Source organism: Bdellovibrio sp. HCB290, from assembly GCF_047305925.1.
GTDB lineage: Bacteria > Bdellovibrionota > Bdellovibrionia > Bdellovibrionales > Bdellovibrionaceae > Bdellovibrio.
In genome coordinates, this window is sequence record NZ_CP178620.1 from 2,189,034 (window position 1) to 2,201,305 (window position 12,272).

Sequence of the window (12,272 nt, forward strand, 5' to 3'; positions counted from 1 at the left end):
TTGCTTACCCCATTAATTACACTCCTAAATCCGAGGGCACGCAAGAGAACTCCGAATAATTCCTAACAAATACGAGGGCTTAAGTACTGTCAAAACCAGAGCCCCAACTCTACATCCAACAATCCCTCACAGAAAAAAGGTAGGCAAAATATGACCGACACCCCTCTCCGTCCCCATTCCCGGGGCAAGGGGGCCTCGCCCCCAAAGCCGCGCCAACAGCGGCGCTAAGTCGTCAAAGGCGACAGCCAGCCAGAACCCCGCGGCGCCCGAAGGGCCAGCCAAAAAACAGGTAAACACGAGGGCTGATCAAAAAGGTCCAGATGCAAGGCGGAGGGGGCCGCCCGCAGCGCAGGCGTACTTAATGTACGTCGGAGCGAGGACGGCCCCCTCCAACGCAGTCAGATGGGCCTTTTTCATCAGCCCTCAAGGCAAAAAAAAAGCCAACCTTCCGGTTGGCTTTTTCCATCTCAACTAAGAGAAACTAATTACTTAGTTTCGCCAGCTGGAGCTGCTGCTGGAGCAGTAGCGTCTGCTGCTGGAGTAGCAGTAGCATCAGCTGCTGGAGCTGCTGTACCTTCAGCTGGAGTAGCTGCAGTCTCAGTAGTAGTTGTAGTTTCAGTAGTTGTAGTTTCTGCTGGTTGGTTTTTAGAGCAAGTGAAACCAGTTGTGAAAGAAAGTGCTAGCAAAGCTGCGATAACGATAGCTTTCATTGTTGTGTCCCTTCGTAAATAAATTCCAGACTAACCGCCATTGGTCGGTCTGAGTTTTTTGTTAATCTCGACTAAGGGCTAAGTTATACAAAACTATTATGTCTTAGCAACGAAATTTTAAAAATTATTTCTGGCAGTGGCCGCACCAAAAAGTATTTCGACCACCCATCACTTTGGATTTTATCTGTTGCTTGCATACAACACATGGCAAACCCGCCCGGTCATAGACTTTGAAGGTGTTTTGAAAGTACCCACTTTCGCCCGAAGTTTGGGCAAAGTCGCTGATCGAAGAACCACCCTTTTTTATGCTTTCTGAAAGTATGCGGCGAATCTCTTTCACCAGCAATTTTGCTCTCTCAAGAGAGAGCTTTTTCGCAGGCAAAGTGGGCTTAATTTTTGCCGCAAAAAGTGCTTCACTGGCATAGATGTTCCCCACCCCCACGACGACCTTTTGATCCATAATCGCAACCTTCAAAGCGATCTCTTTGTTGCGCAAACTCTGCCATAAAGATTCGCCCGAAAATTCAGCACTGAGCGGCTCCGGACCCAACATCCGCAATCTTGGATGCGTAGCGCCATCATCGACACCAACAAAATCAAAGATCCCAAACCGCCGCGGATCCCGGTACGCCAATCGCAATCCTCCAGAAAAATAAAGATAGATATGATCATGTAGACGTTCGTCACCAGGTGGGGAAACTCGCCAGGTACCGGTCATTCCCAGATGCGAAAGCATCCCACCTTTGTCGGTCCATAACAGGAGATACTTAGCCCGTCGTTCTACGCGCTTCACTTTCTGTCCTATCAAGGTTTTCAATTGTTTTAATGGAATGGGATCGCGCAAATCAGGTCGCTTAAGTTCAATATCTTGCAAAGTAGGTTGTTTGCGCAGAATCTCTTCAAGACCTTTGCGAACAACCTCCACCTCTGGCAATTCAGGCATTTGTATTCCCTCCCACTCAAAAAAACCCTCTGTCGAGGGCCTTCATTCCAATATCAGCCTAGCTTAGACCTGACAACAAGGACATACTTCTTAAGGCCTACCAGTGTACGCCTGAATGCTTCACGAAGGGTCACAGTTTCATTTTTAACAATTAATCTTTCTTTACAATTAATAGACCCACGGAATCTCGCAAATTATAATTTTTCTTTCCAATCTAAAAGTGTCCGGGATTCTTTTGAAAAAACATAATTCAACTCGATTACAAGTGTTATCGCTTTGGGTGCTTCGCATTACGCGACAAGGAAACCTTTTTGTGATGAAACTTTAGTTTTCATTTGTTATGCACCTGCAATGACCACAATCACGTACCGCCAGCTCTTAAAACAAGAACTTGAAACGCGCATCTGCGAAAATGACCAGTATTCCATGCGAGCAATGGCCAAGCAGTTAAAACTTTCCTCTGCCATGCTTTCTTCCATCCTTAGCGGAAAAAGAAATCTGTCGGCAAAACGCGCTTTAGAAATAGCAAAAAGTCTTAAATTCAACAAACGGCGGACTGAGTACTTCCTGGCACTGGTTCAATACGACACCGTGCAATCTGACGAAGCCCGCACCGAACTTTTAGAAACCATCTTTTCCCTTGCTCCAAGAGAGAAGCCGCAAAAGCTGGACATTGATATTTTCAATCTGATTTCTGACTGGTACCACGTGGCCATCATGAAAATGACGGGCACCACCACACCCCCACTTAATGCCACGACCATTGCTGCTCACCTGGGCATTGAAAAAGGACAAGCGACTGAGGCAATGGATCGTTTGTTCAGACTCGGACTTCTGGTTAATGACAAAAATGGAAATCCCACATCTTCAAAAGCTCAGATAGTTGCCGACGCTCCGAAGCACGAAGCTTTGCGAAAGTTTCACCGCCAAATGATGGAAAAAGCCATCACTTCTTTGGAAACACAAACTGCAAAAGAAAAATTCGTGGGTTCTGAAACTTTGGCATTCGATGAACAGGATCTGGAAAAGGCCGCGGAAATTATGGAAGAGTGTTTTTCAAAAATCATTCGCCTGGCAGCCGCCCGTCCTGAAAAAAAGCACGTCTACCACATGGGCATTCAGTTGTTCCGTGTCACAAAGGAGAGCTAATGAAGAAACTCGTTCTTGTTATACTTTTGATTTTTCCTCTGCAGTTATTCGCAGGAGGCGATGACTCTTTTGGCACCCGCAATGGCGGCAACACCCAAGCTTCTGAGTTTTATGATCTAGGCGTGGAAGTTTTGGAAAATTTGAACTTACGCGACTCCATTCAGCTTTCCACTGGTGAAGACCTGTTTCCACAGCAACTTATTAATTTATTCAAGAAAACTAAGCTCATGGTTTCCAACGAACCACTGGAGCTTGAAGGTTCTACGGTCGAAGCCATTAACTATCCGGACATCAATCGCATTGAGTTTGATGGTCAAGCATGGGCGAAAAAACCAAAGTCTTTAAAATATCGACTTGTGATTCATGAAATTCTGGGCCTGGCCCGAATTCAGGATCCCCAATACATGATGTCCAGTGAGGTTTTCAAAATCGCATCGATTGGCATCAATTGGGATATGGGTTATCGACCGGCTTGCCGCGAAACTCGCAGCCTGAGTACACAACATTCTGCTAAACTGATCCGCGCAATTCTAGGCACCGAAATTAGATCTGATATCAGAGCTAGAACTTCAATTCCAGCTTTTGAATGTCGAACTGGAATTAACCTGCAAGGGCTTGATTATTTCATGTGTAGTCTTACTCCTAAATTACCACAAGAAACCAACATGAAAATTATCGAAATCCTGAATGACATTGGTATTGCCAAGTACACGCGCCTGGAAAACAATCCCACAGTCTATGACGTTGGTGGAATTACTTGCACACCAGATCTGCAAACCAAAGTTACCCAATGCCAGATTCTGGCCTACTGGAACAAAGGTTGCCAGACCGGGAATTAAACCCGCTTGCGGCCATGGGGATATTGCTGCCATAATATCCCCACATGGATGAATTCCAACAACCGCTCTCCCCATTTGAAATGATGAACGCCCTGGGCCTTGATTACAGTGTCGGGGCACTTATTGGTGGCACTCTATTCGGTATCATTGGCATTTATCTTTTTCGCAAAGGTCGCCGTGAAGCGCACTCACCCAATATCTGGGTGGGCCTTGGCTTGATGCTTTATCCCCTTTTTGTGAGCAGCACTCTTTATACCTACGTCGTTGGTGTTTTATTATGCGGCGTGGCCTACTACTATTGGCCTTAAAACCCAGAGCCTTTTTCGCTTTTTTTAATACCTTTACATCTGTAACAGTAATTGATACATTTGTTTCACTTTCCCTAACAAAGGACATTGAAAAATGAATCTGTTTTACTCTCCAGGCGCCTGTGCTCTTGCTTCTCAAATTGCTCTTCGCGAAGCTGGCTTGAACTTCGAATTGGTTAAAGTGGATCTTAAAGCGAAGGAATACTCTGGCGGCGACTACAAAAAAATCAACCCTAAGGGTTACATCCCCGCACTGCAACTGCCTAACGGTCATCTAATGACTGAAGGCGCGGTGATCCTGCAATGGATCGCGGATCAGGTTCCTGAAAAGAATCTTCTTCCTAAGTTCGGTACTATGGAGCGCTACAAAGCTATGGAATGGCTGAACTTCATCGCGACGGAAATCCACAAAGGCTTGGGTTCCCTATTCGGTGGTGCTGTGATGAATGAAGAAACAAAAGAGCAAATCAAAGCTAAAGTGGGTTTGCGTTTGAATGTTTTGGATCAGCACTTGTCGCAAAATCCATTTATTCTGGGGCAGGAATTTTCTGTAGCCGACGCTTACGCTTATAACGTGCTTCGCTGGACGGGTTTAGTGGGAGTGGATATGTCTTCCCACACGAACCTGCAAAAGTTCATGGGCGCAGTTGCAGAACGCCCTTCTGTGAAAGAAGCGGTTGCTGCTGAAGGCATTCGTCTTTAATTTTTTGATTATGATTCAAAATGAAAAGCCCGGATTTAACTCCGGGCTTTTTTTTACTTCTTGTTCTGATTCAGGGACATAAACACCGCCATATTGCGGATGTTGTAATCGCGGAAGGCACAGATGCGGTCCGAATGATTGAACGCTTGTTTCTTTTGCGCATTCAAAGACTTATCGTTCTGATATGCTGTCAGCTTCTGATTGTAAGCCACATTCATACCTTTCAATTTTTCTGGCAATGGTGTTTTCAAGACAACTCCATTACAAAGCTCTCTTAAACCATTCTGATTATTAAACGCCAACGCCTGGATGCAAAGTTGGGCGCGTACGTTTTCAGCGTCATCAAATTCACTTTGCGGAGCCGTAGTTACATCCACTTCACTGCCATAGCGGTCGGAATGTTTTGAACCATAGAAATAGGAGCCGATCAAATTGGTTAATGAATACTTATGCAGGAATTTCAGGACCTTTCGAGTCGTGGGATTCTTGTCTTTTGCTGTCGCCACCCAATCCTCAGAGCTATCGCCCAGCATGCGATCCATACGGGTAAAGAATCCCGCACTCTCGCCATTTTCAATTTGTTTTAGATTTGAGATAGTTCCAATCACATTGTCCTTAATCAATCCATCCAGCGCTTCAAGATTACCCTTGTTAATTCTTAACGCCATATTCAGGTCAGTTTGAATGTTCGATGGATTACCGTTGTACATCGCCAGCATCTTATCCATCATCGCCATACCTGAAGCCGAGAATAAGTCTTCCTGGTACGGAGTAAAATCAACCTTGTTGTTCAAGAGCATGATGTAGTCCTGATAGACGAAGTTAACCATACGGTTCGCCAGGAATCCCGAACGAGACAACATCACGTTGAACTGTTCGTACACTGTCGTTACCAGCTTTTCGTAAGCCTCCGCCGTTTCCTGCAGGCTCTCTTGGGTCTGATTGATATTTTTTCTGTCGATCAATGCATTTTTACCAATGGCTTCCAGGTTCTCGTAGGCTTTCAGAATTTTACCGATACGCATTTGTGTATCCAAAATCGTCGGCACGATATTGAGGTTGCCGTTATACTTGGCAATACGCCCCTTCTCTGCTTCCAAATACTGATTGATTGCCTTCAGGCTGTCCTGAACTGTGTAGTTGATATCAATCGTGGATTCATTCACCAATGCAGCCTTATCAACGATATACCAACGGTTGAAGTACTCGATCGCAGAGATATTTGCGACACGAATAATCTCTTGCATGTTTTTACCAATGGTTTCAGTCAAAGCCACGGGGTCCTGGAAGATAGGCATAGTTTCCATGTTGGCTTGCAACCACTCACTATAAGACATCAAAGGCATCGCTTTACCGGAAACGTTGTCTGGAACTCCCATTCCCAACAGGGCAAATGGAATTTTCATGGCGTTGGTACTCATCAAGAAGAAGTTCATTACGTCATCATTTCGACCAAACCCTTGTTGCCCCACCATCGAACCTGTGGTCTGAGTCAAAAGTTTTAAGACGGCATTTTGTTTTGCTTGAAGGTTTTCCATTTTACGGATTGTCTCGACACCCGTGTTAAAATCCCCCAACAAGGTTTTTACACCTTTTTGAAAGTCCACAACCTCTTGCAGGATTTTATTCTGGAAAGTCGCATCTGTAGGAAGTTTAGGATCCACACCGATTTGGATCTTCTGCAACCACTTGGTAATGTTCGGCACGTGAGTGTTCAAAACATAGTAGCCCACGAACGGATTGCCTGCAGAAAGATCTGAGGATTTACTTTTTTGAATCGTAAGATCTTTCATGCCCTTTTGGAATAGATTCATTCCATCACGAGCCTGACAGTAGGACTCACTGGTCACTTCCATCAAACACGCCATGGATGACAGGAATTCCTGTTGATTCAATTTTCTTAAAACAGCAGTGTATTTTCTTTCGCGAGTTAAATTCGTCAACTTTGAAATCGTCGTCGCAATTTGACTGCCCGTTAAATCCTGACCTGAAGAAGCAAATGAAGATGCGATTTTAACTGCCGAGCTAATAACGTTACCCAAAACAGCCTGGCCATCACCCGTCAGACACTGATCCAACTGAGGAATGGAATCCACGACTTGATTTAACATGGAAAGACCTGTTTGCGTGCTTCTCTGCAAGCGAGTTCCAAAATCTCCCATGCTTTGAGCCGTAGAATTAACCACGGACATATTGGCACTGTCTTGTGAAACCTGAGCGCCCAGTGTGGCACTTTCAATAGATCGATCCATCATTGTGCGAAGGATTTGTTGTTTCATATCCGGAGCACTATTAAGGAAGCTGCGTAGAGCGTTGATTTCTTGTGGTAATTGCGACAAGCGACTGACTCTGGAAGGAGTGTCCGAAGCACCCTGAATGGAGTTTTCCATATTTTGAATTGCTGACTGAACAGAGTTCCCCAGCGCTTTACAATTCGGATCGTCTTTTAGTTGTAGAGTGACCTTGCGCAGGTTTTGCGTGGCCGACAGGGCTGATTGAGTCCAGATGCCTTGCGCAGCACATGCTCCCCCAAAAGAGTAAGCAGATGCCATTCCCCCGTCTTGAGCATGGGCGATAGGTCCAAGGCTTAAAATAAACAGCACCGAAGCGACCGTTTTCATATAGTGTACTCCACTGATCATTGTTCTGATCAACAAAGTGCAAGCCAAGATCCAGCTTTAAATAATGTTAATTTAGACCCTATAGAAATTAGCTGTCTAAGGATTAGACAGCGTGACGGAATAAGCCCCTATGAGGCTCATTAGGTGAACATGGATATGAAGAGAACCGCTGCGGATTTCTCTTAGTATCGGGAACGCTTTCCTTCTTTTTTCAGGATCATTCTGAAAGGACCGCCGCACACGTTATCAGTGCCGTTGTCTCTAAGAACAATCACGGAAGAAGACTTTTTTGATCTTGGTTGAATTTGCATTTGGTTGTTCGATTCAATTTGCAGAGTGTTGTTGCGAGGACCTTGCAACATACCACCGTACTCATTCACCAAACGTGTTTGATTCAAAGTGATCGTCGCTGTGCTTGTCGAGTAACGACCCTCAGCAACCATTGTACAGTTTTGACGGCAACGGTAATCAACACTGATGATTTCCTGATTATAAGAACCATCACGCATCAATGAAAAACTGATTGCTACATCTGACATTTGGTTCGCAGCACTTTCGTTGTCACAACGAATAGTCGCATTATAATTGCCCGGTTGGATCGCTTGATTTACTTGCGGATTACCTGGCTGACCGCCTGGATATTGGCCTGGAGGATACTGACCCGGAGGATATTGACCTTGATCATAAGGACCGATGACAGTTGGTTGCGGATAAACTCCGTTATTACCATTGCCACCACCAGAATTTGAGTCACAACCGACAACGGCCAAAGCCATGATCATTACTGTTAAAGCCGATTTCATCGTATTCATAGTCCACTCCGACAGATAGTTAGAGAAACAACACGTGAAACTTATATCATAGAATGAAAAAACCCCAGAGTTGCCCCCGAGGTCCTTGCAAGAGTTACTTGAATGTTAAAACTTTAGACAATCCTTGGATGCTACCAACCCGTTTGCTGGCAATAGTTGGTTCTAACCATATAGTTCACATCGTGAACTTCTGCCGTCAGACCCACATGATTCTTTTGAATATAGACCAGAGTTTTACGATCCGAGGATTTAAACAGTTTCACCTGTTCATCAGAATTCTGCCAATCGTACTTAACTGCTTTTGAAACCAGAGTTTCGCCGTGCCCAGAAATGGACATTGTCAGCCCGTCCTTGCAGTCTTCAACCAAAGTCACTACTTCAGCATTCCCCAAATCACTTTCAGTAACCACGCAACGATACGAAGCCGCCGCAAATGAAGTAGACGTTGCAACCAAGGCCATCACGATCAATCCGAATGCTCTCACAGAAAACTCCTTATGATTTATTTACTCGTAAGAAGATGTTCAGTGATCCGGATGGCGAACACCACCTCTATTGCACCGCCACACCATAATATTTCAGCAACCCATCCCCAAAAACCGCCTGCCGCTTTTTTGCGGTTTTCAGGAACGCGGTGCGGAACCGCAGCGGTTTCGCAGCGCACCCCAAAAGGTACGGCGTACCTTTAGGTGATGGGTAGGACGTCGAGGTCTTTGGGTTTTATTTTGCGCAGGTCTTCGGGGATGGCCTTCATGATGGCTTCACCCAAGGCTTCGACCAGTTCGGATTTGTAGTGTTCGCGGCGGCAGACCAGGCCGATTTCGCGGGCTGGGATGGGACGCTCGAATTGCACAACTTGGCTGCGGTCGCCGATGGTGTGAGTCGCCAGTTGTGGTAACAAGGTATAGCCACCGTAGAGGTCGACTAGATTTTTAAGTGTTTCAAGGGAGCCGCTCTCGAATTTGTATTTGCGCTCGACGCCTTTTTTCTTTTTCACTGAACAAATATCCAGGACCTGATTGCGCAGGCAATGACCCTCTTCCAAAAGCCAGATGTCATCCATTCCCAGGGATTGGTATTTGATCTTCTTTTGTTGAGCATAGTCGTGATTCTTATCACAAAGCACATAGAACGGCTCATAGTACAACGGATACTCGAACATCGTGGATACTTCTGTGGGAGTAGCCAGCACACCGACATCGATTTCATCTTTATTCAGCGCTTCGATGATGTGATCCGTCTGCATCTCTTTGATGTTCAAATCCAAATCCGGCAGGGTTTCAAGACACACTGGCAATAGACGCGGCAATAGATAAGGCGCCACTGTCGGAATTACTCCCACAGTCAGGATTCCCTTGCGCGAGCCCTTTGTGCCTTCTAAAAGAATTGATTCAATTTTGCGCGCCTCAAAAAGCACCGTCTGCATTTGAGAAATCAGTTTCTTTCCGGCATCGGTCAACAAGATTGGTTTTTTGGTACGGTCGAATATGACCACTCCCAATTCGTCCTCAAGCTTCTGAATTTGCATACTAAGGGTGGGCTGAGTGATGAAACAAGCCTCTGCGGCCTTGGCGAAGTGTCCATACTTATGGACAGCCATAACGTATTCGAGCTGCGTCAAAGAAAAATTCACCTTTAATTTCACGATAAACCCCTTATCTGTAAAGGATTCTACGTTAATAGAGAAAATCTATCAAGGTATATTTATAATCTATTTTACTATATCACTCAGATCTTCTAGTCTAACCAAGTAGCAAGTTATTGATCCATAAGGATCCCCTACACAAACATCACTATTCTGAGGAGAATAAATGCAAACTATCATCAACACGCAAGTGCCTGATTTCAAAGTGCAAGCTTACCACAACAACGGTTTCAAAACTGTTTCTAAGAACGACCTTAAAGGCAAATGGTCCATCTTCTTCTTCTACCCAGCTGACTTTACATTCGTTTGCCCAACTGAATTGGGTGACATGGCTGACAAATATGCTGATTTCCAAAAATTGGGCGTAGAAGTTTATGGTGTTTCCACTGACACTCATTTCACGCACAAAGCATGGCATGATGCTTCTGAGACAATCAAAAAAATCAAATACCCAATGTTGGCAGATCCGACTTTCCAATTGACTCGCGCATTCGGCGTTCACATTGAAGAAGAAGGTTTGGCTTACCGTGGTACTTTCTTGGTTAACCCAGAAGGCAAAATCGTTTTGGCTGAAGTTCAAGACAATGGCATCGGCCGTAACGCTGATGAATTGTTCCGCAAAACTCAAGCTGCTCAATACATCGCTGCTAACCCAGGCGAAGTATGCCCAGCTAAATGGACTCCAGGTAAATCTACATTGAAACCTGGTTTGGATCTTGTTGGTAAAATCTAAACTGCTTTCACTCCGACTCGCGTCGGAGTAGGCAAAGTTTTTTATCGAACGTTCTTGAATGTTGGTGCGGAAGGCTCTCTCCTCCGCACCAGCTCTCCCATCAACGATTTTAAAGGTACTATTCAGCGACTGGATAGCAGCTTTAAAGTCGTTTTCTTTTAAGGAGGATTCACATGTTAGACTCTTCACTCCGCGAACAACTTGTTTCTGTGTTTGGCAAACTTGAAAACCCTGTTGAACTCATCATCGATAGCAGTACTCACGAAGACCACAAAGACCTTCTTGAAATGCTGAATGATGTGGCCGAAACTTCTGCAAACATCACGGTCAAAGAATCCGGTAACAACGCCCCGGTTCCATCTTTTTATATCGCCTATAAAGGCAAACCGACAGGGATCTCCTTCAAAGGTATTCCGGGCGGTCACGAATTCACATCTTTGATCCTGGCGATCCTGAATACGGATGGCAAAGGCAAACTTTTGGATAGCTTGCTGGTGGACCGCGTTCGCCGTCTGAATAAAGGCATCACGGTGCAAACGTTCATGTCTTTGACATGTGAAAATTGTCCTGAGGTGGTGCAAGCTTTGAATTTGATCACTCTGGCCCATGGAAACATGAAGCATGAAGTGATTGATGGTGGTTATGTTCAGGACGAAGTTCAAAAGCTGGGTATCCAAGGGGTTCCGAGTCTTGCTGGCAACGGCAAGATGTTCCACTCCGGTCGTATCTCTGTTTTGGATTTGATTGAAAAACTAGAAAAGACTTTTGGTGTTGATGAAAACGCCTCGACAGAACCTTCCGAGCCTGTGAACAAAAACCTGGGGCACTTTGATGTTCTGGTTATTGGTGGCGGCCCTGCGGGCGCATCGGCTGCAATCTATTCAGTTCGCAAAGGTCTTAGTACGGCGATGATCACTGAAAAAATCGGCGGTCAGGTTCAGGAGACCAAAGGTATTGAAAACTTGATTGGTGTTACTTATACCGAAGGTCCTCAATTGGCTGCACAACTAAACCAACACGTTGCCAGCTACCCTGTTCGCGTTTTGGAAAACCGCCGTGTGAAACAAATCCGCACGGAAGGCAGAATTAAAACGGTTGAACTGGAAAGCGGCGAGCACATGGTTGCGGACTCGATCATCGTAACCACAGGTGCGAAATGGCGCGAGCTGGGTGTTGAAGGCGAAAAAGAATACATGGGCCGTGGCGTGGCGTACTGCCCTCACTGTGATGGTCCATTCTATAAAGGTAAAAAAGTTGCGGTCATCGGCGGAGGAAACTCTGGCGTCGAAGCAGCGATTGATCTAGCCGGCATCGTTCGCGAAGTCGTGGTGATTGAATACAACAATGAACTTAAAGCGGATCGCATCCTGGTGGATAAACTAAAATCTTTACCGAATGTTTCTGTAATCACAGGGGCAAAAACGGAAAAGGTTTTGGGAGACGGCCAAAAAGTTTACCAGCTGGAGTACACAGATCGTACTTCCAACAAACTGGAAAAGCTGGATTTGGATGGCGTTTTTGTACAAATCGGCTTGGTTCCAAACAGCCAATTCCTAAAAGGCACTGTGGAGTTGACTAAATTTGGTGAGATCATTACCGACGAGAAATGCCGCACGAACGTGAAAGGCATTTACGCCGCTGGCGATGTGACCACCACTCCGTACAAACAGATCGTCATTGCCATGGGAGAAGGCGCGAAAGCAGCCTTGGCAGCTTTTGAAGACCGTATGTACGATCACGCATAGTTTACGTCCAATAATTGCAGAGTGCGGCAGATTTGCCGCACTTTGGATTTCCAAAAGTAACTGC

12 protein-coding genes are annotated in these 12,272 nt (G+C 45.4%); 6 read left to right on the forward strand and 6 right to left on the reverse strand.

From position 1 onward, the window contains the following. Positions 1-485 precede the first annotated feature (485 nt). Positions 486-710, reverse strand: a complete 225-nt coding sequence (locus tag ACLVWU_RS10845) for an acylneuraminate cytidylyltransferase (RefSeq protein WP_413574716.1) — start codon at positions 708-710, stop codon at positions 486-488. A gap of 124 nt (positions 711-834) precedes the next feature. Next, positions 835-1,653, reverse strand: coding sequence for a bifunctional DNA-formamidopyrimidine glycosylase/DNA-(apurinic or apyrimidinic site) lyase (gene mutM, locus ACLVWU_RS10850; protein WP_413574717.1), 819 nt, complete (start codon positions 1,651-1,653; stop codon positions 835-837). Between the two features lie 351 nt (positions 1,654-2,004). On the opposite strand from mutM, the gene ACLVWU_RS10855 reads away from it, so the two are divergent. The 4 genes from ACLVWU_RS10855 (at position 2,005) to gstA (ending at position 4,652) form a co-directional block, all read left to right on the forward strand. Further along, complete coding sequence (locus ACLVWU_RS10855; RefSeq protein ID WP_413574718.1) at positions 2,005-2,802, forward strand: TIGR02147 family protein; 798 nt, start codon at positions 2,005-2,007, stop codon at positions 2,800-2,802. Beyond that, positions 2,802-3,641 (forward strand): hypothetical protein, encoded by an 840-nt coding sequence (locus ACLVWU_RS10860; RefSeq protein ID WP_413574719.1) that lies wholly within the window; start codon positions 2,802-2,804, stop codon positions 3,639-3,641. Before ACLVWU_RS10855 ends, ACLVWU_RS10860 begins: the two co-directional genes overlap by 1 nt. Before the next feature lie 44 nt (positions 3,642-3,685). Continuing rightward, positions 3,686-3,949, forward strand: a complete 264-nt coding sequence (locus tag ACLVWU_RS10865) for a hypothetical protein (RefSeq protein ID WP_413574720.1) — start codon at positions 3,686-3,688, stop codon at positions 3,947-3,949. A gap of 94 nt (positions 3,950-4,043) precedes the next feature. Beyond that, positions 4,044-4,652, forward strand: a complete 609-nt coding sequence (gene gstA / locus ACLVWU_RS10870) for a glutathione transferase GstA (RefSeq protein WP_413574721.1) — start codon at positions 4,044-4,046, stop codon at positions 4,650-4,652. Positions 4,653-4,705: 53 nt separating this feature from the next. Here gstA and ACLVWU_RS10875 read toward each other — a convergent pair whose 3' ends face one another. From ACLVWU_RS10875 to ACLVWU_RS10890, 4 genes are all read right to left on the reverse strand, one after another. Further along, positions 4,706-7,273: a hypothetical protein gene (locus ACLVWU_RS10875; RefSeq protein WP_413574722.1), complete on the reverse strand. Its 2,568-nt coding sequence runs from the start codon at positions 7,271-7,273 to the stop codon at positions 4,706-4,708. 182 nt (positions 7,274-7,455) lie between these two features. Further along, positions 7,456-8,085: a hypothetical protein gene (locus ACLVWU_RS10880; RefSeq protein ID WP_413574723.1), complete on the reverse strand. Its 630-nt coding sequence runs from the start codon at positions 8,083-8,085 to the stop codon at positions 7,456-7,458. 131 nt (positions 8,086-8,216) lie between these two features. Then, positions 8,217-8,570, reverse strand: coding sequence for a hypothetical protein (locus ACLVWU_RS10885; RefSeq protein ID WP_413574724.1), 354 nt, complete (start codon positions 8,568-8,570; stop codon positions 8,217-8,219). A gap of 200 nt (positions 8,571-8,770) precedes the next feature. Next, the gene (locus tag ACLVWU_RS10890) at positions 8,771-9,730 is read right to left on the reverse strand and encodes a hydrogen peroxide-inducible genes activator (RefSeq protein ID WP_413574725.1); all 960 of its coding nucleotides are present in this window, start codon (positions 9,728-9,730) and stop codon (positions 8,771-8,773) included. Positions 9,731-9,896: 166 nt separating this feature from the next. On the opposite strand from ACLVWU_RS10890, the gene ahpC reads away from it, so the two are divergent. Beyond that, positions 9,897-10,463 carry an alkyl hydroperoxide reductase subunit C gene (ahpC, locus tag ACLVWU_RS10895; RefSeq protein ID WP_413574726.1) on the forward strand — a complete coding sequence of 189 codons (567 nt, stop codon included), beginning with the start codon at positions 9,897-9,899 and terminating at the stop codon, positions 10,461-10,463. 173 nt (positions 10,464-10,636) lie between these two features. Next, the gene (ahpF, locus tag ACLVWU_RS10900; protein WP_413574727.1) at positions 10,637-12,208 is read left to right on the forward strand and encodes an alkyl hydroperoxide reductase subunit F; all 1,572 of its coding nucleotides are present in this window, start codon (positions 10,637-10,639) and stop codon (positions 12,206-12,208) included. The last annotated feature ends 64 nt before the right edge of the window (positions 12,209-12,272 follow it).